The following is a 23,178-nucleotide window of genomic DNA, read 5'->3' on the forward strand; positions in this document are numbered from 1 at the left end:
CGCCCGGCAGGGCGTCGCGCAAGCGGGCCAGGCCGGCCTCGTCCAGTGCGTCGATCAGTGTCACGTCGGCCTGCTCATGCAGGCGTGCCATCAGCGGCGCAGACAGTTTCTTGTATAAAACCACGGATTTTTTCATCAGGAATGGGCCTTCATATCGAGGGTGGCCAAGGGCGTGCGTTCACGGTCACTGGCACCCGGCTTGAGGAAAATCGTCAGCACCACCGACAGCAGCAATGCACCGCTCATCAGCAGGTAGGAGGTACCGGGCGAGCCGGTGCTGCTATTGAGGTAACCCACCAGATAGGAGCCGCCGAACGAGCCCAGCGCGCCCATGCTGTTGATCAGCGCCATGGCGCCACCGGCGACATTGGCCGGGAGGATTTCCGGGACGATGGCGAAGAACGGGCCATACGGCGCATACATGCACGCGCCGGCAATCACCAGCAGCGTGTAGGACCACCAGAAGTGTTCCGCGCCGAGGGCGTAAGAGGCATAAAAGGCAATCGAGGCAATCAACAGCGGCGGCCATACAAAGCGTTTACGCTTTTGCAGCTTGTCCGAGCCCCAGGAAACCACCAGCATGCCGATCACGGCAGCGAGGTAGGGCAGCGCCGAGAGCCAGCCGGCCTCGACCATGTCCATTTTCAGGCCGGCCTTGAGGATCGATGGCAACCACAATACGAAGCCATACACGCCAATGCTCCAGCAGAAGAACTGCAGCGCGAGGATGATCACCTTCGGCGAGCGGAATGCTTCGGCATAGTTCTTCACCGCCTTGATACCCACCTGTTCGGCGGCCAGGGCGCTTTCCAGGCTTTGCTTTTCGCTGTCGCTCAGCCACTTGGCATCCTTGGGGCGCTCATCGGCCAGCTTCCACCAGATAAATGCCCACAGCACCGCCGGCAAGCCCTCGATGATAAACATCCAGCGCCAGCTGAAATGCTGCACCAGATAGCCCGAGACGACCGACATCCACAGCATGGTCACCGGGTTGCCGAGGATCAGAAAAGTGTTGGCCCGCGAGCGTTCTGCGCGGGTGAACCAGTGACACAGGTACACCAGCATGGCCGGCATCACCGCGGCTTCGACCACCCCGAGCATGAAGCGAATCACGATCAGCATGTAGGCGTTGGACACCACGCCCGTCAGGGTGGCCAGGCCGCCCCACAGGATCAGGCTGACGAAAATCAGTTTCTTGACGCTGCGCTTCTGCGCGTAGATCGCCCCCGGCACCTGGAAGAAAAAGTAGCCAAGGAAAAACAGCGCGCCGAGCAGGGACGACATGCCCGGGGTGATCATCAGGTCTTCGGCCATCCCGGAGGCGGCGGCGAAGCCATAGTTGGCGCGGTCCAGGTAGGCCAGGCTGTAGGTGATAAACACGATGGGCATGATGTACCACCAACGGCGGGTGGCAAGTTTCGCGGTTTCCATAAGGTTGCTCCTGAGCTTGTTGTAGTTGTGGCAACAGGTAGTGGGTTATGCAACGGATCGGTGGGGTAGTTCGGCGCGGGTAGGCAGCCCTTCCATGTCGCCACGGCTCTGTACGGCGCGGCTGCCGATCCAGTTGCCGCGTTGTACCGCCTCGGGAAAACTCGCGTTTTCCAGCAGGGCGCTGATCATGCCCACGGCAAAACCATCGCCGGCGCCCACGGTGTCGACCACCGTGTCCACGCGCACGGCGGCGACAAAGCCCTGGTCCATCTGCGTACGGTAATAGGCGCCATCGGGGCCGAGCTTGATCGCCACGGCTTCAGCGCCCTGGTCGAGGTAGAACGCGGCGATATCCGCCGGGTCATCGAAGCCGGTGAGCAGGCGGCCTTCGCCGAGGCCGGGCAATACCCAGTCCGCAAGGCCGGCCAGGGCGTTGATTTCGCGGATCATCTGCGCCTGGCTGTTCCACAGGGAGGGGCGCAGGTTCGGGTCGAATGACACGCTGCGCCCGGCCTTGCGCATCTGCGTCATCAGCTCCACCGACAATTGGCGGGTGGCCTCGGACAACGCCGGCGGAATTCCGGTGGCATGCAGATGACGCGCTTGCAGCAGGGCCGGGCGGATGTCCGCAACCGACAAATGGCTGGCCGCCGAACCTCTGCGGAAATATTCCACCTCGGGATCGGCGCCGGACTCTTCGCGGGATTTGAGCTGAAAACCGGTGGGGTGCAACGGGTCGACGCTCACATGCCCGCAGTCCAGGCCTTCGCTGACCAGGGTGTCGACGACGAAGCGCCCGAGGGAGTCATCGCCCACCCGGCTCAGCCACGCCACATTGAAACCCAGGCGCGACAGGCCAATCGCGACATTACTGTCGGCGCCCGCAATGCGTTTGTGAAACTGGCCGACCTGGGCCAGATCACCGGTCTGCTCGGCGACAAACATCGCCATGGTCTCGCCAAACGACAGGATATCGATCTCAGACATGGGCATTCTCCACACGGGGTTGGCCAAGGCGGGCGAGGGTGGCGACCTGTTGCGCGGTGACTTCGACCAAGTCGTCGCCCTGCAGCGGAAACTCCACCGCCCGGGTAATACCTTGAGTCATGTGCGTGAGCAGTTGTTCCCACAGATGCAAATCGGTGGCGCCGGGCGGCACGGCCACCAGCTTGCCGTCCGCGCGACGGGCGACGGCCTTGCAGTGCAGGTAGTCCACATGCCGGCCCAGCAGGCGCGCGGCGGTGAGGGCGGACTGGTCCTGCCACTGCCAGTTGCCGATGTCGAAGGTCATCTTTACAGGCAAGCCCAGGCGTTCGACCTCGGTGAAAAACCGTTGCATCGGCTCGATCCGGCCGCCATGCAGGGTCTGATCGTTTTCCACCAGCAGCTTGACCGCGTGGCGATCGAGCAGGGCCTGCAGGCTCTCCAGGTCGTTGGTGTCGGTGAAGTAACCCAGGGAGACTTTCAGCCAGCCCGAGCCGAAGGCCTGGGCGCGGTCGAGGGTGGCGGCAAGGTCCGGATTGGGCTGCGCACGCCCGGCCACCCAGAGTTCCAGGGGCGAGGAAAACACCGAGTCCAGGCCGTGCTTGGCGGCGGCGTCGGCCAGCGTGTCGGGCTGTTCGGTGGTGAGCAGCTCTTCACGCCATTCGATGCGCCGGGCACCGGCGGCGCTCAACAGTGCGACCAAACTCAATTGGCCCTGCTGGCGCACGAGGTCGGCGCCGTAGCTGGAAAGGCTGATGGAGACGGGATATTCATGCATTATTGTTTACCTCTGAAACCGGTTTCATTTTTCTTGAAAGAACGTACGACTCTGTAGGAGCGAGCTTGCTCGCGAAAAACCAGAGAGCGCCGCGTTAAACCAGAGTCGCGGCGTTACCGTTGGCGATTTTCGCGAGCAAGCTCGCTCCTACAGGGAGTTGGGTGGAGCCTCGGATGATCAGTTGGGGCAGGAAATCCAGGGTGCGGGTGGGGGCTGTGTCGCCACGCAGGCGCTTGAGCAGACAGTCAAACGCGGTGGCGCCAATCGCCTCAGTGGGCTGGGCGAGGGCGGTGATGCCGTTGCCCACCAGTGGATACCACTCCAGGTCATCCAGGGCGATCAGGCCGACATCATCGAACAGGTTGCAGCCCAGGTTTTTCAGCGCCCGTGTACAGGCCAGCGCAGCAACACCGTTGGCGCAAAACAGCGCCTTGGGGCCGGGCTTGGCCAGAAAGGTTCGCAGGCGGCTCTCCAGCTCGCCATCCAGTTCAACCATGGCACCGGTCAAGTCCGGGCGCCGGGCAATCTCGGCGTTGAAACTGTGCAGGCGCTCCAGGCGCGAACTGGTGCCATCGGTGGCTTCGCTGACCAGCAGCAAGTCGCGATAACCCTGTTGCTCCAGGTGCTCCACCGCCATACGCACCGCCGCCGGGTTGTCCAGGCCGACCAAGTCGCTGTGCAGCGGCTCGACCTTGCGGTCCACCAGCACCAGGGGCATTTCCCGTTGCAGTTCCAGCAGTTGGTCGAGGTGATGGCCAAGCGTATTCACGATCAGCCCTTCGATGTTGTACGAGCGCAGCGCCGCCAGGTGCTGGCGCTCCTGCTCGTCATCGCGGTCGGTGTTGCACACCACCAGGCTGTAGCCGTGCTGGCGGCAGGCGGTTTCGACACCGTGCATCACCGCGATGGAATAGGGATTGCGGATATCGGCCACCAGCATGCCGATCAGGCGTGTGCGTCCGCGCTTGAGGCCGCGGGCCATCTGGTTGGGGCGGTAGCCGAGTTCAGCGATGGCCTGCTCGATACGCAGGGCGATGCCGTCGGAGAGCAGGGCGCGGTCGTCGCCGATAAAGCGCGACACGCTGGCTTTGGATACGCCGGCGCGTTCGGCCACATTGAGCATGGTCACACGGCTGCGCTGGGCGGCGGAAAAAGAAGTCACGGTGGCGGGCCTTTCTTATTGGAATTAAACAATCGGTACGCGCTGAAACCGGTTTCAGAAGACACCACACCGTGCGAGTCGTCAAGAAAAAACCTGATGGACCTGCATGCTTGAACGGCTGGAATCCGACGAGTGGATAGCCACACCTGTGAGTTCTGACAGTATCGAACGGGTGTGATTGAGGCTTTAATTTCTTCAACCCCAGGCCGGCTCTTACGGTGATTGCTGGTTGTTCCCGGCTGCCATGTTGAGGAAATGTTTATGTCCGATACCTACGAATCAGCGATCAGCGCCGACAGCTCCAGGCTGTATGACAACGGGCCTCTGGCATTGGCCCCGATGATTATTCCCGGGGTGGATCCGCTGGATCCGGAGGGCCTGATTCCGGCGGCGCTGATGCTTGCACCGCTTGAAGTGCTTATTCCCCAGTGGGGGCCGCCACCGGAAACGCTGGACACGCCGCATATCCTGACGCTGTATTGGGCACGGGGCGGTACGGTGGTCTATAGCGCCTTCCTGACGGTCAATGCGCCGCCACCGCCACTGCCCATCGAACACCAGATGTTCATTCCGGTGGTGGTCCTGCGCGCCATGTCGGGCCCTGTTGAGCTCTATTACTCCGTCACGGACTCATTTGGCGGTGTGACTGTACTGGACCCCAAGCGCACACTCACCGTGGATATGGATGAGCCGCAGTTGTTGAATCCTGCGGATCACCTGGAGTTCGTGGTGCCTCCTTCACCTGTGATGGACGAGGATTATCTGCTCGCCAACCCTCTTGTCGCGTTTCATGTGCCGAGTTACAGCGGGCGTAACGATGGCGACGTGCTTCACTTTTACACCTCCAATCTGGCCAACCCACCGGTCGCGCGTGAGGACGGCGTGTATGAGTGGGTATCGAGTAGCGAACCACTGATCGCGTATCTGCCCGCCGACGTATTTCGCGGTTTGGACAATGGTGACGCTTATATCTTTTTTCGCATTTTTGACAAGGCCGGCAATTTCAGTGATCGCAGTGCGGGCCTTCAGTTTCGACTGGGCCTGATCCCTTTGCCTTCTGATCTGCCGTTTCCCGAAATCTATCCTCCTGAGCGTTACAGCGATTTGTTGATCAATCGTGAAGACGCCAGGGCCGGGATTTTTGTGCGGATCGGCAGCTATACCGACTGGGCGCCGGGGGATCAGGTTGTGGTGTATTGGAAAGGCCGGCCCACCTCGCTCCATCCCGTCGATACGTTCCCCACCGATGTGCCGATTCCGTGGACGGTGCTGCGAGGGCCTCTGACGGATACGCTGGCACCGGAAACGGTGCCGGTACGCTATGAGATTATTCGCGGAGCGCTGCCCGCCTTTCCTTCGTTTGGCATTCGCGTGAATGTGAACCTGACTATCGCCGGGCAAGACCACGCCAATGCGCCGGCGCTGCTGAATCCGGATTTACCCCTGGCAGAGGTTCGCGGGCTGGTGTCCAACCTGCCGAATGTGGTCAACCATGATGACAACCCTGCCGGCGCACGGGCCCGTGTGTTCCTGTATGAAAAGCCGGAGCCGGGGCAAGTCCTGCGGTTCTTCTGGAACGGTGTCGGGCCGGTCGCGTCCTACACGGTTCAGGCGGGCGATGTCGAAGGGCAGTTGGTGTTTTCCACGGTCATTCCGTGGGCGGTCATGGCAGGTTTTATTCATCCTGCCTTGCCCGTGTACTACACCACCAGTAATGGTGTGAATGATCAGCAGTCTGAAAACACGTTCGTCAATGTCAACACTGGCACGCTGATCTCATTTCCATCGCCGATACTCAAACATACCCTGGTCGGCGGAGCCGGTTATTTATCCTGTTGTTCAAAACCCGAGGTGTTTTATGGCGTGCATTGGCATATAGCCAATGATCTACGTTTTGAACGTGATGATGTCGTGAGGTTTTTCTGGGCGGGGTACCCCACGAATAATTGGGAAGGACCGGTGATTGAAGAGTCTCGCTATGCAGAAAGCAAATCCTTTGATAACGATTATGACTTGATCAATGGATTGGACTTTACGGTAGCGCCCTATGAAGAAAAAGTTATACCGATGTGCGACTTTGGTTCTGCGCAAGTGTTTTATCAAGTCAGGCGTCGTGGCGTGTTGATCGGTGAGTCCGAGCCCAGAAGAATTCGTATCGATTTGAACTATGCCGGCGGCGGGTATTGTAAGGCGGGTGACCTTATTAACTGCTCAGCGACAGGGCAAGCCACGCGCGTCCTGCCTGAGTAAGTTGAAGCGGCTATAGCATTTTATTGGCTGACGTTAACGCTGCAGTTATTCAGCGAGTGTTGGAAGTTCTCGCAATGTTGCAGGGCGCGGATTCTCGCGCCTCGAAGTTACGCTTACCTGAAAAATCCTGGAGAGACTATGAAAAGGCAAACGTTGGACGCTATTCGCAACTTCCAAAATGAACGCAAGGCCAACCCGGATGTGCTCGCTTTTCCGGACGCCAAACTGGAGGGGGAGGTGCCCGGATTTCCCGGGTTGATCACCAAGTCCGTCGCTCTGAGCGAAGACATGATGGTGACGATTCCGCGGCCGGATGATTTCAGTACCAATCCGCTGGAACCTGATGTCTATACGCTGTGGGTCCAACCTAATGATGAGGCGGACTGGGTAAACCCTATTATTGTTCCGGCAGCGAATGTTTCTGCCACCGGGCTTGAAATAAATGTTGTACGCGGGCGGCGCCCTGTCGGTATCAATAAGCTGAAATATGCCATAGAAGTCTTCAATCTCGGTAACAAGACCGAGTCCAACCCGCAATTGCTTATCATCGATCTTGAGGCACCCTATGAAAGTTGGGTAGGTACCATTCCCGCACCTATTCCCCCGGCTGATTTACCCGATAGCGTAGATGCCGATTATTTCTTGAGCAAACCCAATGAGACGGCAATCTTCACATTCCCCGATTATGTGGGGCAAGGTAAAGCTCCAGGGGACAGGGCGCTGCTTTATTTTGCAAATTCGGATGAACCGTATTTGCCGGTACCCGGTGACCCGAACCCGTTTTGGACGATCCCCGCAGACCTCAGTTTGCCGTTGCCGCTGTCGGTGGTTCAAGCCCATCCGGATGCCTTGCATAGTTTGCGCTATGTGATTGTGGATGCGGCGGGCAATGAGTCGAGGTTGTCTGGCGCGTTTAACCTGGATGTAAGCCTGTTTCCCAAACCCGGTAATTTCAAGGCGCCTACCATCGACTTGGCGGTCCCCGGCGATGGTTTGATCAACCGTGCAGATGTCGCGGCACTTAACGGTGCGATAGTGCGTATTCCCCAATACGATAATGTACTGCGCGCGGACGATATGCTGAGTATCACCCTCACCACCAGCCTTGGCTCGATAACCTTGCCTGACTTTCCGGTTGGGAGCGCAATTTTTCCCGTTCCCGTGCATGTCGATTACGCAACGCTGGTCGCACTCTACGGGGCAACGGTAGGGCTGCTGCAATTGACGGTTTCTTATGCGGTCAAGCGCCGCTCCGTCAGTTACCCGGCGGGCTTGACGGCGACGACCGATCTGGACCTGTTTGTCGTAGGCCCAACCCCGGACGGTCCCGATCCGATCAACACCAAGCTCAATCCCGTACGTGTGATAGGTGTGCGGCTGGACGGCAGTGAAGGGCCGGATGACGACCAATTGACCCCGGCGCATGCGTCCCGAGATGCCATCGCGCGGATCAGGCTGTGGGACGAGGCACCGACACCTGACGCCAGAGACTTTACGATCAAGCTTTTTTATAACGGAAAGATCGTTGATACCCGCCTGATCACCGGTGGCGTCGCTGACGAAGAGGTCGATATGCGCATCCCGTGGGCCGACATCTTCGACGGTAAAAACGGTACCAAGTTGGCGTATTACACGATTGAATCGGCGGGCACCTCTAATACACAGCAAGCACCCCTCACACCCGTTGACGTGACTGCGATCGTTATCTCACTGGACAGACCGGTGGTTAGAAACCTCACGGGGACAGGTTTCATCAACTGTGACAGTTTCAGGCCTGTCGGGCCGCCCCCCGGTGATCTAATCGTATTTATTCCGCCGAGCAATGAGTTTCAAATAGGTATGGTAGTGACGTTAAATTCCCAGGGTTACAGCGATGATGCTGGAACATTGCCCGTCGCCGCTGCGGTTGGCATGAGAACCAGGACTATCCTGACGGAGAGCGACAGAAATCTTGGGTTTGAAATGAACCTGGGACCTTACGCGGACATTTTTAAAACCATCCAACCCAATTCCGCTGCGCGCCTTACGGGGTCAATGAAACTCTGGTACACCATCCCATTCGCTGGCAGCCCCTTGAAGTCCGACGAGGCGCTCCATCGTGCGCGCGGCCATAAAGCCGGCGCCCCCGGCACTCCCGGGACCTTCTGTGATGGAACTCCCGTACCCGCCTAGCTGTGTTTAACCACTTAAGCCTAAGAGCGCTAACTCCGCTCTTAGGTTTTTTTACGCAAAAAAATCCACCTCGACTTCGCCTCCTAACCCCAGTTCATACGGCTACTTAAGATTATTCCTACATAAAATGGTAACCGCTCTGGATACCTTGGCACCGCTCGTTTGGCTGGCTCCCGCGCACTTTGGATCCGGCCATATTTTTTCCGTGAAGGAATGCCAACCCAGAGGTCCGTTCAATGTCAATTGTATTCAATTTCAAGCCATCGCCTTTAAGTCTGGCGTTGAAAGTCAACGCCGTTACCTTGCTGATGCTTGTCGCGCATGCCGCCGAAGCCCGTGTCATCACCAAGCCTGACGATTTCGTCGTGCCTGGGGGAACCCCGGACGCGTTTGAGTTAAAGCCAGGCTCCGGCTTTACCGTCAAGGGCGCGGTCACCAGGAACATTACCAGTCAGTCCGCAATCCTGACACTCGACCCGGGCAGCTCGACCCAGGACATCACCGCTTACGCGTCCAGTGTTCGTATCGACGGCTCCGATGTCATTGCGCGTAGCACCGCGAGTACCGCCTTGCAGTCCAGCGACAGCAATGTATTGATCACCAACAGCAACATCCTCAACAAGAATGGCAGCGGGCTGGCCGCCGGCCGGCAGGACGGGTCCAAAGTCGGCTCCAGGATCAAAGTGGTCAACTCCACCATCACCGGTACCCAGCGCGGCGCCAGTGCCAGCGCCTACAGCGTACTTGATCTGGTCGATACCAAGGTGCAGGCCACCGGTGCGACCGGTGTGGGGATTGCCCTGTTCAGCGGTCAGGCCTATGCCACCAACAGCCACATTGTCGGCGGGCTGAACGGCGTGCAAATGGGCATCGACGGCACCTCCGGTGTGCTGGGCAACAGCCTGGTGCTGGACGGTTCGAGCGTTGAAGGCACAAGCGGCGCGGCCATTTTCACTCGGCAGGGCAGCAACGCCGACATCCAGGTTCGCAATGGCTCCAACCTGATCGGCGGTAACGGCAATCTCCTTGAAGTCACCGGCGGCTCCACAGCCAACCTGAACGTGGACAGCAGCTCGCTGTTCGGTGACGTAGTGGTCGAAGACGGCAGCCAGGCAAAAGTGCAACTCAATAACGGTGCCTTTCTGACCGGCCAGTTGAAGAACGTCGCCGAATTGAGCGTGAACGAAGCGTCCAAGTGGGTGCTGGTCGGCAACAGCACTGTCGACGCTCTGAAAATGGGCGGTGGCGCCGTGGAGTTCGGCGCGCCGGACGCGTTTTACCAACTGGATGTGAAGAGCCTGGACGGTAATGGCACCTTCATCATGCACACCGACTTTTCCACCAACCAGACCGACTTCCTCAACGTACAGGGCAAGGCCGAAGGCAACCACAGCCTGCTGTTGGCCGCCACCGGCTCCGAGCTGGCCAAGGGCGAGCCGATCAAGGTGGTGCACACCGAAGGCGGTGATGCGCAGTTCGCCCTGGCGGGCGGCACCGTTGATATTGGCGCCTTCGATTACGGCTTGAAGAAAGAAGGCACCGACTGGCTGCTCGACCCCTCCCGTCGCGGCACCAGTACCACCGCTCACTCGGTGCTGGCCTTGTTCAACAGCGCGCCGACCGTGCTGTATGGCGAGATGAGCATCCTGCGTACGCGCATGGGTGAATTGCGCTTCAGCGAAGGCGCGGGCAACGGTATGTGGATGCGCAGCTACGGCAACAAGTTCGACGTAGCGGCCAACAAGAACGGTGCGGGCTACACGCAAAACCAGAAGGGCTTCACCATCGGTGCCGACGCGCCGTTTTCGAGCGGTGATGGCCAGTGGATCGCCGGTATGATGGCCGGTCACAGCGTGTCCGACCTGAGTCTGAACCGTGGCAGCAGCGGCGAGGTCAAGAGCTACTACGTGGGCGGTTATGCCACCTGGATGGACGCTGAAAGCGGTCTGTACTTCGATGGCGTGGCCAAGCTCAACCGGTTGCACACCGATAACAATGTGACCATGAGCGATGGCAAGAAAGCCAAAGGCAACTATGCGCAAAACGCCGTGGGCGCTTCGGCTGAATTCGGTCGCCATATCAAGTTGGACGACGGCTTTTTCGTCGAGCCTTATGGGCAGTTGTCGGCCACCATCACCCAGGCGCAAAGCTACGACCTGACCAATGGGCTGCACGCCAAGGGTGATCGTTCCAGCTCGGTGGTCGGCAAGCTCGGTGTGACTGCGGGCAAGAACATCCAACTGGACAGCGGCGGTATCCTGCAGCCTTACTTGCGCACTGCGGTGGCCCATGAGTTTGACCAGAGCAACAAGGTGTTCATCAACGACCAGAGCTTCAACAACGACCTGTCCGGCTCGCGCATCGAGCTGGCGGCTGGTGTGGCCATGACCGTATCGGAGAACGTCAAGTTGCATGCCGACATCGAAACCAGCCAGGGCAAGAAAATCGACCAGCCTTGGGGCGTCAACTTTGGCGTGCGTTACGATTTTTAAGGCGCGTGTCTACGTGAACAGGGAAGCTACGGCTTCCCTTTTTTTCGTCTTCAGATCAGCAGGCTCAACCAGGTCGAACCCAACAGCAGCAAGGCCGTGCACCGGTTGAAGCGTTGCATCGCCTTGGTCGAGCGCAGCAACCGATTCGATCCGGCCCCCAATATCGCCCAGGCGCCGAGACAGGGCAGGGAAATCGCGAAAAACAGCAACGACAAATACAGCACCTGCGCCTGACGGTCCGGCCCATTGCCGGCAAACACACTGACCACCGCCACGGCCATCATCCATGTCTTGGGGTTGATCAATTGCAGGCCGGCGGCGCCGGTGAGGCCCAGGCGCTTGCCGGTGGTGTGCGGGCTCACAGCCTTGGGCGGTGCGCTGTAAATCTGCCAGGCCTGGTAGCTCAACCAGGCAACGCCGGCCCATTGCATGGCGCTTTGCACCTTGGGCACTTGCATCAGCGACTGGCCAAGCCCCGACCCTACCAGCAAGACGATGCCTGCGGCCCCCGTGCACGCGCCGAGGATGATCGGCAGCGCGGCCTTGAAGCCATAACGCGCGCTGTTACTCAACACCAGCACATTGGTGGGGCCAGGTGTGATAGAGGCGACGAACGCGAACAGCATGAAAGGGATGAAGGTGGACAGCATGGCGAAGCACTCCGGTAAAGCCATTGATGGAGTCGATCTTCATTCGCCTGCGGCTCAGCTGTCTGGAAGATTTGAGCAGCGCTTGCGGTACGCGGCGGGCGTCAGTCCATACGCCCGCACAAACCAGCGGCCCAGGTGACTCTGGTCGGCGAACCCCAGCGCGCTGGCGGCATCGGCCGGTTGTGCGCCTTTGGCGAGCAAGTGCCGGGCGCGGGTCAGACGCAATTGCACCAGGTAGGCATGGGGCGGCAGGCCGAAGGCGCTTTTGAACGCGCGGGTCAGGCGAAAGCGGTCGACACCGCAGGCCAGGGCCAGTTCGTCCATGCCAATGTCGTGGTGCAGATGGTCATGCAAGTATTCCCGCGCCCTGTGGGCGACCTGCGGCAGGCGCGGGTCCTGGCTGTAGCGGCGGCGCCAGTGAAGTTGCCCGGTAAGACGGGCCAGCAATTGATCCAGCGCACTTTGCCGCACGATCCGCAGTTCGTTGTGATGCAGGCTCTGGAACGCCTGGCTGGTCGCCTGGGCCAGCTGCGGGTCATGGGTCAACGTTCGGGCGAAGCTCAGTTGATGGTCGGCCGGGGCTTGCTCGAACACCGCCGAAACTTCGCGCGCGAGCCAGTACGGGTCCAGATAAAGCATGCGGTAGGTGAAGCCATCGGCAGTGGGCGCGTTACCGTCGTGGATCTCTCCAGGCTCCAGCAGGAACACTTGGCCCGGCACACTGTTATGGCGGGTGCGCCGGCAATTGAACTGCTGCACCCCTTGCTCGGTAACGCCGATCAGGTAGCTGTCATGCCAGTGCGGGTCGTAGGCGTGCCCTTGGAAATGCGCGCGCAGGGTCTCTATGCCGGTATCGGCGTCCTGGGACAGATCGATCCAATTGTGCGCGGCCATAAATCACCGAGGATGAATGTGTATCGCCATTAGGGCCCACGGTCGGCCCTGCGTCTAGAAGGTTTGTGCAGCCTCAGCCGAACAGCCCTGCGGCAATATTGATCGAGAACCCTAGAATCGCCGTGTTGAATAAAAAGCCGATCAACGATTGTCCCAGCACTACCTTGCGCAAGCCGCGGGTGGCGACGCCCACATCGGAGGTCTGCACCGCCACGCCGATGGTGAAGGAGAAATACAGAAAATCCCAATAGTTGGGCGTGAGCAAGCCTTCGGCAAAGCGCAGCGCCGGTTCCTTGCCATTCCAGGTGTAATAGAGCCTGGCGTAGTGCACGCTGAAGATCACCCCGATCAGCAGCCACGAACCGATCACCGTCACCCCGGTGAAAGCGTAATGCAACAGGCGCTCGGTGGTTGCCAGGTCTTTGCTGCCCGCCAATTCGAAAGTGATGGTTGCCAGGCTGGCGATGGCGGCGATGCACACCATGAACAGCACCAGCCCGGCGTTTTCGTCTTCGACTTCAGCGATGCGCTTGACGTCCTCGGCCTTGGCGCGAATGGTCAGCCACAGCATCAGTACCAGGTAGGTCCAGACGCCGGCGTTCCAGCCGATCAGGATTTTGCTGGCCAACGCCTCGGCCGGCACCAGGAGGCCCACGGCAAGGCCCAGCACGGCGGCGGATGAAAGGCGAGGGTGGGTGCGGGCGAGGAAGGGCATGGCGGCTCATACTGGGTAGTTTTGAGCACCATAGCTTATTCGGTTGTACTTGATCATGAACTTGATCGATAACCCTGTGGGAGGGGGCTTGCCCCCGATGACGGTGTATCAGTTATAAACACACTGACTGACACACCGTCATCGGAAGCGAGCCCCCTCCCACATGATTTACCGCGCTTGGCTGGACTAAGCGTCTTTGTCGCGCTTGCGCACCAACTTCATCACCACCACAAAAAACACTGGCACAAACACCACCGCCAGCGTCGCCGTGATCATCCCGCCAATCACCCCCGTACCAATGGCCTGCTGGCTCGCCGAGCTGGCCCCGGTGGCAATCGCCAGCGGCACCACGCCGAGGATGAACGCCAGCGAGGTCATGATGATCGGGCGCAGGCGCAGGCGCGCGGCTTTCAAGGTGGCGTCGACCAAGTCCTCGCCCTGTTCATACAGGTCCTTGGCGAACTCGATGATCAAAATCGCGTTCTTCGCCGACAGCCCGATGATGGTGATCAGGCCGACCTTGAAGAACACGTCGTTAGGCATGCCGCGCAAGCTCACCGCCAGCACCGCCCCAAGCACACCCAGCGGCACCACCAGCAATACCGAGGTCGGGATCGACCAGCTTTCGTACAAGGCCGCCAGGCACAGGAACACGATCAGCAGCGACAGGCCCAACAGTATCGACGCCTGGGAACCGGACAGGCGTTCCTGCAAGGACAACCCGGTCCATTCCTGGCCCAAACCTGCGGGCAACTGGCTGACCAGGCGCTGGATTTCGTCCATCGCCTCGCCGGTGCTGTGCCCTGGCGCCGCTTCGCCGCTGATGGCGATGGCGGGGTAGCCGTTGTAGCGCGTCAGCTGCGTCGGGCCCTGGGTCCACTTGGCGTTGACAAACGCCGACAGCGGCACCATTTTTCCGGCGTTGTTGCGCACGTTGATCTTCATCAGGTCCGCCACCTGGCTGCGCTGGTCGCCTTCGGCCTGCACCACCACGCGCTGCATGCGCCCCTGGTTGGGGAAGTCGTTGATATAGGCCGAACCGATGGCCGACGACAATATATTGCCGACATCGGCAAACGCCACGCCCAGCGCATTGGCCTGCTTGCGGTCCACTTCCAGCTGTATCTGCGGCGCTTCGGCCAGGGCGCTTTCGCGCACGTTGGCCAGGATCGGGCTTTTCGCGGCCGCTTCCAGCAACTCGGTACGCGCAGCCATCAGCCCCGCGTGGCCGACGCCGCCACGGTCCTGCAGGCGGAACTCGAAGCCGCTGGAGGTGCCGAGGCCGTCCACCGGGGGTGGCAGGACCGCGAAGGCAATCGCATCCTTGAGCTCGCTGAAGGCCATGTTGGCGCGGTCGGCAATCGACGACGCCGAATCATCGCTGTTGCGCAGCGACCAGTCCTTGAGCGTGGTAAACGCCAGCGCCGCGTTCTGCCCGGAGCCGGAGAAACTGAAGCCCATGATCATGGTGGTATCGCCCACCCCCGGTTCCGTGGCGTTGTGCGCCTCGATCTGCTCGGCCACCTGCACCGTGCGGTTCTTGCTCGCGCCCGGTGGCAACTGGATATCGGTGATGGTGTAGCCCTGGTCTTCTACCGGCAGGAACGAGGAGGGCAGGCGACTGAACAGCAGCCCCAGGCCCACCAGCAGCACCAGGTAGATCAGCAGGTAACGGCCGCTGCGCTTGAGGGCATAGGCCACCCAGCCTTCATAGCGGTCGGTGAGCTGTTCAAAGCGCCGATTGAACCAGCCGAAGAAGCCGCCCTTGGCATGGTGCTCGCCCTGGGCAATCGGCTTGAGCAAGGTGGCGCATAGCGCCGGCGTCAAGGTCAGGGCCAGGAAGGCCGAAAACAGGATCGAGGTGGCCATCGACAGCGAAAACTGCTGGTAGATCACCCCCACGGAGCCTGGCATGAACGCCATCGGCAGGAATACCGCCACCAGCACCAGGGTGATACCGATGATGGCGCTGGTGATCTGGCCCATGGCCTTTTTCGTCGCCTCCTTGGGCGACAGGCCCTCAGTCGCCATGATCCGTTCGACGTTCTCCACCACCACAATCGCATCGTCCACCAGGATGCCGATCGCCAGCACCATGCCGAACATGGTCAGCACGTTGATCGAAAAGCCCAGTAACAGCATGGTAGCGAAGGTGCCCATCAGCGCAATCGGCACCACCAGCGTGGGGATCAGGGTGTAGCGCACGTTCTGCAGGAATAGGAACATCACCGCGAACACCAGCGCCATCGCCTCGAGCAGGGTGTAGACCACCTTGGTAATCGAGACCTTCACGAACGGCGAGGTGTCGTACGGAATCTTGTATTGCACATTGGCCGGGAAAAAGCGCGACAGCTCGTCCATCTTCGCCCGCACCAGGTTCGCGGTGTTCAGCGCGTTGGCGCCGGGCGACAGTTGCACACTGACGGCGGTGGACGGCTTGCCGTTCAGACGGGTGGAGAACTGGTATTCCTGGCTGCCGACTTCCACCCGCGCCACATCGCCGATGCGCACGGTAGAGCCATCAGGGTTGGCCTTGAGGACGATGTCGGCGAACTCCGCCGGCGTCGACAATTGGCCCTTGACCAGAATGGCAGCGGTGATTTCCTGGGTGTTTGTCGCGGGCAGATCACCGATGCTGCCGGCGGAGACTTGAGCGTTCTGCGCGCTGATCGCGGCATTCACGTCGGCCGGGGTGAGGTTGAAGCCGATCAGCTTCTGCGGGTCGATCCAGATGCGCATGGCGCGCTCGGCGCCATACAGCTGGGCCTTGCCCACCCCGTTCAGGCGCTTGAGTTCGTTCATCACGTTGCGCGCCAGGTAATCGCTGAGCGCCACGTCGTCGAGCTTGCCGTCCTCGGATGTCAGCGTTACCAGCAGCAGGAAGCCGGCCGAGACTTTTTCCACCTTCAAGCCTTGTTGCGTCACGGCTTGCGGCAAGCGCGACTCCACCGCCTTGAGACGGTTTTGCACATCCACCTGGGCCATTTCCGGGTTGGTGCCCGGTTGGAACGTGGCGGTAATGGTCGCCGAACCCAGGCTGCTCTGGGACTCGAAATACAACAGGTGATCGGCGCCGTTAAGCTCCTGCTCGATCAGGCTGACCACGCTTTGATCCAGGGTCTGGGCCGAAGCGCCAGGGTACACCGCGTAGATTTCCACCTTGGGCGGCGCGACGTTGGGGTATTGGGCCACCGGCAATTGCGGGATCGCGAGGACGCCGGCCAGCAAAATGAACAAGGCCACCACCCAGGCGAAGATCGGGCGGTCGATAAAGAACTGCGGCATGGCGGGTTATTCCTTCACGAGCGGGCTGTCGTCCACTTCAACTTTTTCACCGGGGCGTGCATGTTGCAGGCCCTCGACGACAATGCGGTCACCGGGCTTGAGGCCGCTGCTGACGATCCAGCGATCCTCGATCACCGCGCCCAACTCCACCGGCTGCTGGCGCACGGTTTGCTCGCCGTCCAGCAACAGCACCATGGGGATGCCGGCGCTGTCGCGGGTGATGGCGCGTTGCGGCACGCTCAGGCCTTGTTTGTCGACCGCCTGTTCCAGGCGCACCCGCACAAAGCTGCCGGGCAGCAGGTCGAGGTCCGGGTTGGGGAACTCGCTGCGCAGGATGATCTGCCCGGTGCCCGGGTCGACGCTGATTTCGGCGAACAGCAGCTTGCCCGGCAATGGGTACAGGCTGCCGTCGTCCTGGATCAGGGTGGCCTTGGCCTGGTCCTGGCCGACCTGCTTCAAGCTGCCGGCACGGAAGGCACGGCGCAGGTCATTGAGCTCGCGGGTGGACTGGGTCAGGTCGGCGTGGATCGGGTCCAACTGCTGGATGACCGCCAGCGGCGTGGCTTCGTTCTGGCCGACCAGCGCGCCTTCGGTCACCAGGGCACGGCCGATGCGCCCGGAGATCGGCGCGGTCACGGTGGCGTAACCCAGGTTCAGCCTGGCGCGCTCGACGGCAGCCTTTTGCGCGGCAACCTCTGCGTTGGTCTGGCGCAGGGCGGCGCGGGCGTTGTCGTAGTCCTGGCCGCTGATGGCGTTGCCTTCCACCAACTGGCTGTAGCGCTGCTCCTGCAGGCGTGCCTGGAATGCATTGGCCTCGGCCTTGCTCAGGTTGGCCTGGGCGCTGTCGAGGTCGGCCTTGAAGGGCGCCGGGTCGATGCGAAACAGCACGTCGCCCTGTTTCACGTCATGGCCTTCATTGAATACGCGCTGCATCACCACCCCGGCAACCCGGGCGCGCACTTGCGCCATGCGCGGCGCGGCGATGCGCCCGCTCAATTCGCTGGTGATGGACAGGGGCTTGGCTTGCAGCGTCTCGACACGCACTTTGGCCAGCGGCATTTGTGGCGCTTCGTCTGCTGACTGACCACACGCGCTCAGCGCCAGTGTGAGGGCCAGCAGGCAAAACGGCGCAAATAGATTCTTTGACATGCTCTTATCCCAATATTGACTGGCGCATCCTAAAGTCACCTGCGCCGTGGTGCTGTGAAGCTGTGTAGGTCGTGTGTGAAGAAATGTAAGGGGCGGCGCGCGGGGCGCTGAGGGCGTATATCCTTGCACAACCTTGCTTGCAATGAAGATCAAATGTGGGAGGGGGCTTGCCACCTGCCACATGGATTTGTGTACGACACCTCACTGTATTTTCTGGAAACACCTTCATGCCCAACATCCTCCTGGTGGAAGACGACGCCGCACTCTCCGAGTTGATTGCCAGCTACCTGGAGCGCAATGGCTACCATGTCAGCGTGCTCAGCCGTGGCGACCAGGTCCGTGAGCGGGCGCGGCTGAACCCGCCGGACCTGGTGATCCTCGACCTGATGCTGCCCGGCCTCGACGGCCTGCAGGTCTGCCGTCTGCTGCGCGCGGACTCGGCGGGCCTGCCTATCCTGATGCTCACGGCCCGTGACGACAGCCACGATCAGGTCCTGGGCCTGGAAATGGGCGCCGACGATTATGTGACCAAACCCTGTGAGCCTCGCGTGCTGCTCGCCCGTGTGCGCACCCTGCTGCGCCGCAGCAGCCTGTCGGAACCCCAGGTGGCCAGCGACCGCATCATCATGGGCAACCTGTGCATCGACCTGTCCGAGCGCAGCGTCACCTGGCGCGAGCAGGCGGTGGAGTTGTCCAGCGGCGAGTACAACCTGCTGGTGGTATTGGCGCGGCATGCCGGGGAAGTGCTCAGTCGCGACCAGATTCTGCAGCGCCTGCGCGGTATCGAGTTCAACGGCACCGACCGCTCGGTGGACGTGGCCATCTCCAAGCTGCGCCGCAAGTTCGACGACCATGCCGGTGAAGCGCGCAAGATCAAGACCGTGTGGGGCAAGGGCTACCTGTTCAGCCGTTCCGAGTGGGAATGCTGAGCCATGTTTCGTGTTCTGTTACGCCTCTACCTGATCACTATCGTCACCTACAGCGCGGCGATTTTCCTGATCCCCAAGCTGGTGATCCAGCTGTTTGAACACCGCTACCTGAACTACAACGTCGAACAGTCCCGTGGCCAGCAAACGCTTATCGTCAAGCAATACCTGCGCGCGCCGGTGGAACGCTGGTCGCAGGTCACCGAGCAACTGAGCCGCGACTTCGCGCCCTTGAAGGTGCAATTGCTGCTGCGCCAGGACGCGCGTTACACGCCCGCCGAGGAGCGATTACTGGAGCAGGGCAAACCGGTGGTCCGCCTGGGTGAGTGGGGCTGGATGGAGGAAGTCAGCTCGCCGATCAACGAGCAGTTCGCGGTCAAACTGATCATCCCGCCGGACCCGCTGGACATGAACCTGCTGTACTGGTCGATGAACGTGCTGGTCGGCGCCGCGCTGCTGGCCTGCCTGCTGGTGTGGTTGCGCCCCCATTGGCGCGACCTGGAGCGTCTCAAAAGCACCGCCGCGCAGTTGGGCAAGGGCAACCTGGCCGAACGCACGCAGATCCCGCCGAGTTCCAGCATCGGCAGCCTGGCGGCAGTGTTCGACGCCATGGCCAATGACATCGAGCATCTGTTGAACCAGCAGCGCGACCTGCTTAACGCGGTGTCTCACGAGCTGCGCACACCGCTGACGCGCCTGGATTTCGGCCTGGCCCTGGCGCTGTCGGAAGATCTGCCGGCGGCCAGCCGGGAACGCTTGCAGGGCCTGGTGGCGCATATTCGGGAGCTGGATGAGCTGGTGCTGGAATTGCTGTCCTACAGCCGCCTGCAAAACCCGGCGCAGTTGCCGGAACGCGTGGAGGTGGTGCTGGATGAATTCATCGACAGCGTATTGGGTAGCGTCGACGATGAGCTGGAAAACCCCGAGATCGTCATCGAGGTCGCGCTCGACTGCGCCGTGGAGAGCTTCAGCCTCGATCCGCGTCTCACTGCCCGCGCGCTGCAGAACCTGTTGCGCAACGCCACGCGTTACTGCGACAAGCGCATCCAGGTCGGCGTCAAGGTCTGCCCCAAAGGCTGTGAAATTCGCGTGGATGATGACGGTATCGGCATTCCGCCGGATCAGCGCGAACGCATCTTCGAGCCGTTCTATCGCCTGGACCGCAGCCGCGACCGCGCCACCGGTGGCTTTGGCCTGGGCCTGGCCATCAGCCGGCGGGCCCTGGAAGCCCAGGGCGGCACCTTGACCGCCGAGGCTTCACCGTTGGGCGGGGCGCGGTTTCGCGTGTGGTTGCCTACTGTCGATTGATCAAAGCACCTTGACCGCGCGGCCGATGGCCTGGATCGGCCCGGTCGGTTTACCGGTGGGAGAGCCGTTCGGGTCTTCCAGGGTCAGCTCGAACAATTGATTCGGCGCCAGCGGCGGCAGCTTGTCCAGTGGCACCGACAACGTCTGGCCCGGCTTGACCAGCCCCAGGGACACCGGCCCTTGCCAGCCATCGGCCTTGGTCCAGAATTGCAGGGCCTTATCGGCCGGCACCTGCATCACGCCCAGTGGAATCAACTGGATCTGCCGGTTATCGCTGGCCTGGATCACCCAACCGGGGGCCTGGCTTTGCGGCGCCACCAGCACCACCAAAAAGCTGGGTTCGGCAATGGGCGGGCGTATCAGCAGCAACGTGCCCAGTACCACGGTTGCCATCAACCCCGCAGCGGCCAGGCCACGCCAGAATGGCAGCAAGTTCCACCACGCCACGTGGTTGTGCGGGGCTGCGAGGTGGCGCTCGATGCGCCGCCACAATTGCGCGCTAGGGCGCACCGGTTGCGCCAGCGCCGTGAGGGGCAACAGGCGTTGCTCCCAGGCATCCACTGCCGCACGCAGTGCCGCATCGTGCTTGAGACGTTGCCGGACTTCGCTGCGCTGTTCGGTGGGCAGGGTGCCCAGCACGTATTCACTGGCCAGTTCATCAAGTGTGTCGTTCATGCCATGCACTCCCGCAAGGCGGCAAGGCTGCGTTTGATCCAGGCTTTGACGGTGCCCAACGGCGTACTCAGTTTCTGCGCGATTTCGTTGTGGGAGTAACCGTCCACGTAGGCATGCAGGATGCAACTGCGGCGGGCCGGGTCGAGGCGTTCCAGGCAGGTGTGGATTTGCCCGGAGCGCGCGGCGAATTCAAAGGTATCGGCAGGTTCGGCAAGTGGCTCGTCCTGATCATCCAGGGGCACCACGCGCCCGGTATTGCGCACACTGTCCAGGGCCAGGTGCCGAGTCACGCTGAACACCCAGCCGCGTGCAGAGCCTCGATCGGGATCGAAACTGCGCGCGCCGTGCCATATTTTGATGAAGGCGTCGTGCACGATGTCTTCAGCCTGAGCCTTGTTTCGGGTAATGCGCAGTGCCACGCCGAGCAAGCGGCTGCTGTCATGCTCGTAGAGCTGATGCAGGGCGCGTTGATCGCCACGGGCGCAGGCCAACAGGCACATTTCGTAATCAAAGATGATTTCAGCCAAGCCAACATTTCCTGCCACTGAGTGAACGACCGTCCTCTGCAGGCGCGAGCGTGCTCGCTCCTGCATGGCCAGCGTAGCCGAGTTTATTCAGTTGGCTGCCCAGAAAATGTAATCGGCCTGGTACTTGACCCGTTCCTGCTGGCCCTTGTTCGCGACCGTGCATGGCGTACCCGGTGCCACGCCGCCCTTGAGCGCAACCCGCTGCACATAGGTCACGCCGGTCATGGCGCCCTTGCCCTCGGCCGGATTGGCCTTGACCAACTGATAGGGCAGGTTGCCCGGACTCGACGGTGCCACGGCCAATTGAGTGCCGGTGATCGTTGAGCCGTCCTGGGCCTGCCAGGTGGCGGGCGGGCCGAAATAACTGCCCACTGCCTTGCCATTACGGTCGTTGAGCACCGCCTTGGGGCCGACGAAGGTCCATTCGGTCTGGCCCGGCGCGTTGGCCTTGTCGCGGCATTCGTAGGTGATCTCGCCGACACCGGTGGTTTCCATCGTCACCTTATGGCCATCCGGCACCTTGATGCCGTCGGGCACGCCGGTCTGCGCAAAGGCGGCAGGTGCGACGATGAGCAAGCTGGTCAAGCAAAGCAGTGCTTTAACGTGCATGGTGTTTCTCCATTGGGTAGGACAGCAGGGTTACATTGACTGCTACTCGGGAGGCATGCCGATTGGATGCAGCGGTGTGCAAAAAAAGTTGGGTTTTTAAAAAAAGCATAAAGTCAGATCATATTGATATAAGTGGTTATAAGAAAAATCGCTATCCTGCCGCCAGAAATTTATAAGGCCGCAGGTAGCTGTGATGGATGTGGGTAATGTGGGGTTCGTGGTTGCCGGCCTGATCGTAGGGTTTATCGTAGGCATGACGGGCGTCGGTGGGGGCTCGTTGATGACGCCGATCCTGTTGTGGTTCGGCATCAATCCGGCCACTGCCGTGGGCACTGACCTGTTGTATGCCGCCATCACCAAGTCCGGTGGGGTGCTGGTGCACAGCAAGAACAGGAACATCGACTGGACCATTACCGGCTGGCTCACCCTGGGCAGCGTGCCGGCAGTGTTGCTGACCCTGTGGTTCCTCGCCAGCCTGCACACTGACCCCAGCGCGATGAATGCGGTGATCAAGCAGGCGCTGGGCGTGGTGTTGTTGCTGACGGCCCTGGCGATTCTGTTCAAGCAACGCTTGCTGGCGTTCGCCCAGCGCCATGCCGGTGACGACTACGCCATGCGCCCGCGCAATCTGAATGCGCTGACGGTGGTGACGGGCGCGGTGCTCGGCACGATGGTGGCGCTGACGTCCATCGGCGCCGGCGCGCTGGGGACCGTGGCGCTGTTTATTCTGTATCCGTTTCTCGCTACGCGCCGTCTGGTGGGCACCGAGATCGCCCATGCGGTGCCGCTGACTTTGGTGGCGGGGCTGGGCCATGCGAGCATGGGCAATATGGATTGGCATCTGTTGGGGTTTCTGCTGATGGGCTCGCTGCCGGGGATTTATCTGGGCAGTCATATGACGGGCAGGATTCCGGATGGTGTGCTGCGTCCTTGTCTGGCGGTGATGTTGATGGCGGTGGGTTACAAACTGGCGTTCTAGGGTAAGCGGCGGTTCCAATGTGGGGCTTTGTCGGCCTCAAATGTGGGAGGGGGCTTGCTCCCGATGGCGGCCTCTGGGCCGACCAGGATGTTGGATCGGACCGAGTACATATCCGTTGCTGCGGTCACGGCTGCTTAGGGTTCCGCCCTTACGGCGGCTCACTTTTGAAAAGCGCAAAAGTAAGCAAAACGC

Annotated in this window: 18 protein-coding genes and 1 pseudogene; 6 read left to right on the plus strand and 13 right to left on the minus strand. The window is 61.0% G+C overall.

Features of this window, described 5'->3' with window-relative positions:
- The 5 genes and pseudogenes from BFP96_RS31390 to BFP96_RS21510 form a co-directional block, all read right to left on the minus strand.
- Nucleotides 1-136 (minus strand): annotated as a pseudogene (locus BFP96_RS31390) (bifunctional glyoxylate/hydroxypyruvate reductase B); the annotation flags it as partial.
- Nucleotides 136-1,431 carry an MFS transporter gene (locus BFP96_RS21495; RefSeq protein ID WP_065887373.1) on the minus strand — a complete coding sequence of 432 codons (1,296 nt, stop codon included), beginning with the start codon at nucleotides 1,429-1,431 and terminating at the stop codon, nucleotides 136-138. The pseudogene BFP96_RS31390 and the gene BFP96_RS21495, both read right to left, overlap by 1 nt.
- 45 nt (nucleotides 1,432-1,476) lie before the next feature.
- Nucleotides 1,477-2,418, minus strand: coding sequence for a sugar kinase (locus tag BFP96_RS21500; RefSeq protein ID WP_065936970.1), 942 nt, complete (start codon nucleotides 2,416-2,418; stop codon nucleotides 1,477-1,479).
- The gene (locus tag BFP96_RS21505; protein ID WP_065936971.1) at nucleotides 2,411-3,193 is read right to left on the minus strand and encodes a sugar phosphate isomerase/epimerase family protein; all 783 of its coding nucleotides are present in this window, start codon (nucleotides 3,191-3,193) and stop codon (nucleotides 2,411-2,413) included. Before BFP96_RS21505 ends, BFP96_RS21500 begins: the two co-directional genes overlap by 8 nt.
- Before the next feature lie 94 nt (nucleotides 3,194-3,287).
- A complete protein-coding gene (locus BFP96_RS21510; protein ID WP_065936972.1) occupies nucleotides 3,288-4,355 on the minus strand; it encodes a LacI family DNA-binding transcriptional regulator in 1,068 nt (355 codons plus the stop codon).
- 261 nt (nucleotides 4,356-4,616) lie between these two features.
- Here BFP96_RS21510 and BFP96_RS21515 point away from each other — a divergent pair, with 261 nt between their 5' ends.
- The 3 genes from BFP96_RS21515 (at nucleotide 4,617) to BFP96_RS21525 (ending at nucleotide 11,269) form a co-directional block, all read left to right on the plus strand.
- Nucleotides 4,617-6,605, plus strand: coding sequence for a hypothetical protein (locus tag BFP96_RS21515; RefSeq protein ID WP_065936973.1), 1,989 nt, complete (start codon nucleotides 4,617-4,619; stop codon nucleotides 6,603-6,605).
- 138 nt (nucleotides 6,606-6,743) lie between these two features.
- Nucleotides 6,744-8,777: a hypothetical protein gene (locus BFP96_RS21520; RefSeq protein WP_065936974.1), complete on the plus strand. Its 2,034-nt coding sequence runs from the start codon at nucleotides 6,744-6,746 to the stop codon at nucleotides 8,775-8,777.
- A gap of 236 nt (nucleotides 8,778-9,013) precedes the next feature.
- Entirely contained in the window at nucleotides 9,014-11,269 is a 2,256-nt protein-coding gene (locus BFP96_RS21525; RefSeq protein WP_065936975.1) for an autotransporter outer membrane beta-barrel domain-containing protein, read from the plus strand.
- A gap of 50 nt (nucleotides 11,270-11,319) precedes the next feature.
- Here BFP96_RS21525 and BFP96_RS21530 read toward each other — a convergent pair whose 3' ends face one another.
- The 5 genes from BFP96_RS21530 to BFP96_RS21550 all read right to left on the minus strand — a co-directional run bounded on the left by BFP96_RS21530 (nucleotide 11,320) and on the right by BFP96_RS21550 (nucleotide 17,962).
- A complete protein-coding gene (locus tag BFP96_RS21530) occupies nucleotides 11,320-11,919 on the minus strand; it encodes a LysE family translocator (protein WP_065898385.1) in 600 nt (199 codons plus the stop codon).
- Nucleotides 11,920-11,973: 54 nt separating this feature from the next.
- A complete protein-coding gene (locus BFP96_RS21535; protein ID WP_065936976.1) occupies nucleotides 11,974-12,813 on the minus strand; it encodes an AraC family transcriptional regulator in 840 nt (279 codons plus the stop codon).
- Between the two features lie 73 nt (nucleotides 12,814-12,886).
- Nucleotides 12,887-13,528 carry a DUF1345 domain-containing protein gene (locus BFP96_RS21540; RefSeq protein ID WP_065898380.1) on the minus strand — a complete coding sequence of 214 codons (642 nt, stop codon included), beginning with the start codon at nucleotides 13,526-13,528 and terminating at the stop codon, nucleotides 12,887-12,889.
- A gap of 186 nt (nucleotides 13,529-13,714) precedes the next feature.
- Nucleotides 13,715-16,813 carry an efflux RND transporter permease subunit gene (locus tag BFP96_RS21545; RefSeq protein WP_065936977.1) on the minus strand — a complete coding sequence of 1,033 codons (3,099 nt, stop codon included), beginning with the start codon at nucleotides 16,811-16,813 and terminating at the stop codon, nucleotides 13,715-13,717.
- A 6-nt stretch (nucleotides 16,814-16,819) separates the two neighbouring features.
- Nucleotides 16,820-17,962: an efflux RND transporter periplasmic adaptor subunit gene (locus tag BFP96_RS21550; protein ID WP_065898374.1), complete on the minus strand. Its 1,143-nt coding sequence runs from the start codon at nucleotides 17,960-17,962 to the stop codon at nucleotides 16,820-16,822.
- Between the two features lie 227 nt (nucleotides 17,963-18,189).
- On the opposite strand from BFP96_RS21550, the gene BFP96_RS21555 reads away from it, so the two are divergent.
- Nucleotides 18,190-18,891 (plus strand): response regulator transcription factor, encoded by a 702-nt coding sequence (locus BFP96_RS21555; protein WP_065898372.1) that lies wholly within the window; start codon nucleotides 18,190-18,192, stop codon nucleotides 18,889-18,891.
- 3 nt (nucleotides 18,892-18,894) lie between these two features.
- The gene (locus BFP96_RS21560; RefSeq protein WP_065898369.1) at nucleotides 18,895-20,196 is read left to right on the plus strand and encodes an ATP-binding protein; all 1,302 of its coding nucleotides are present in this window, start codon (nucleotides 18,895-18,897) and stop codon (nucleotides 20,194-20,196) included.
- On the opposite strand, the gene BFP96_RS21565 is transcribed toward BFP96_RS21560, so the two are convergent.
- From BFP96_RS21565 to BFP96_RS21575, 3 genes are all read right to left on the minus strand, one after another.
- The gene (locus BFP96_RS21565; RefSeq protein ID WP_065936978.1) at nucleotides 20,197-20,871 is read right to left on the minus strand and encodes an anti-sigma factor; all 675 of its coding nucleotides are present in this window, start codon (nucleotides 20,869-20,871) and stop codon (nucleotides 20,197-20,199) included.
- On the minus strand, nucleotides 20,868-21,398 hold the full coding sequence (locus BFP96_RS21570; RefSeq protein WP_065936979.1) for a sigma-70 family RNA polymerase sigma factor: 531 nt from the start codon (nucleotides 21,396-21,398) through the stop codon (nucleotides 20,868-20,870). Before BFP96_RS21570 ends, BFP96_RS21565 begins: the two co-directional genes overlap by 4 nt.
- Nucleotides 21,399-21,485: 87 nt before the next feature.
- Entirely contained in the window at nucleotides 21,486-22,007 is a 522-nt protein-coding gene (locus BFP96_RS21575) for a DUF3455 domain-containing protein (RefSeq protein WP_065898366.1), read from the minus strand.
- Nucleotides 22,008-22,200: 193 nt separating this feature from the next.
- Between BFP96_RS21575 and BFP96_RS21580 the strand changes: the two genes are divergently transcribed.
- A complete protein-coding gene (locus tag BFP96_RS21580; protein WP_065887360.1) occupies nucleotides 22,201-22,986 on the plus strand; it encodes a sulfite exporter TauE/SafE family protein in 786 nt (261 codons plus the stop codon).
- Nucleotides 22,987-23,178 lie beyond the last annotated feature (192 nt).

Origin of the sequence: Pseudomonas sp. 34 E 7, from assembly GCF_900005715.1 — a bacterium.
GTDB lineage: Bacteria > Pseudomonadota > Gammaproteobacteria > Pseudomonadales > Pseudomonadaceae > Aquipseudomonas > Aquipseudomonas orientalis_A.

Excerpts from the sequence above, each read along its gene's own strand:
- BFP96_RS21525 (WP_065936975.1), top strand. The coding sequence starts at position 9,014 with ATGTCAATTGTATTCAATTTCAAGCCATCGCCTTTAAGTCTGGCGTTG.
- BFP96_RS21540 (WP_065898380.1), bottom strand. The coding sequence starts at position 13,528 with ATGCCCTTCCTCGCCCGCACCCACCCTCGCCTTTCATCCGCCGCCGTG.
- BFP96_RS21520 (WP_065936974.1), top strand. The coding sequence starts at position 6,744 with ATGAAAAGGCAAACGTTGGACGCTATTCGCAACTTCCAAAATGAACGC.
- BFP96_RS21535 (WP_065936976.1), bottom strand. The coding sequence starts at position 12,813 with ATGGCCGCGCACAATTGGATCGATCTGTCCCAGGACGCCGATACCGGC.
- BFP96_RS21560 (WP_065898369.1), top strand. The coding sequence starts at position 18,895 with ATGTTTCGTGTTCTGTTACGCCTCTACCTGATCACTATCGTCACCTAC.
- BFP96_RS21530 (WP_065898385.1), bottom strand. The coding sequence starts at position 11,919 with ATGCTGTCCACCTTCATCCCTTTCATGCTGTTCGCGTTCGTCGCCTCT.
- BFP96_RS21505 (WP_065936971.1), bottom strand. The coding sequence starts at position 3,193 with ATGCATGAATATCCCGTCTCCATCAGCCTTTCCAGCTACGGCGCCGAC.
- BFP96_RS21555 (WP_065898372.1), top strand. The coding sequence starts at position 18,190 with ATGCCCAACATCCTCCTGGTGGAAGACGACGCCGCACTCTCCGAGTTG.
- BFP96_RS21495 (WP_065887373.1), bottom strand. The coding sequence starts at position 1,431 with ATGGAAACCGCGAAACTTGCCACCCGCCGTTGGTGGTACATCATGCCC.
- BFP96_RS21500 (WP_065936970.1), bottom strand. The coding sequence starts at position 2,418 with ATGTCTGAGATCGATATCCTGTCGTTTGGCGAGACCATGGCGATGTTT.
- BFP96_RS21545 (WP_065936977.1), bottom strand. The coding sequence starts at position 16,813 with ATGCCGCAGTTCTTTATCGACCGCCCGATCTTCGCCTGGGTGGTGGCC.
- BFP96_RS21515 (WP_065936973.1), top strand. The coding sequence starts at position 4,617 with ATGTCCGATACCTACGAATCAGCGATCAGCGCCGACAGCTCCAGGCTG.
- BFP96_RS21550 (WP_065898374.1), bottom strand. The coding sequence starts at position 17,962 with ATGTCAAAGAATCTATTTGCGCCGTTTTGCCTGCTGGCCCTCACACTG.
- BFP96_RS21575 (WP_065898366.1), bottom strand. The coding sequence starts at position 22,007 with ATGCACGTTAAAGCACTGCTTTGCTTGACCAGCTTGCTCATCGTCGCA.
- BFP96_RS21565 (WP_065936978.1), bottom strand. The coding sequence starts at position 20,871 with ATGAACGACACACTTGATGAACTGGCCAGTGAATACGTGCTGGGCACC.
- BFP96_RS21580 (WP_065887360.1), top strand. The coding sequence starts at position 22,201 with ATGGATGTGGGTAATGTGGGGTTCGTGGTTGCCGGCCTGATCGTAGGG.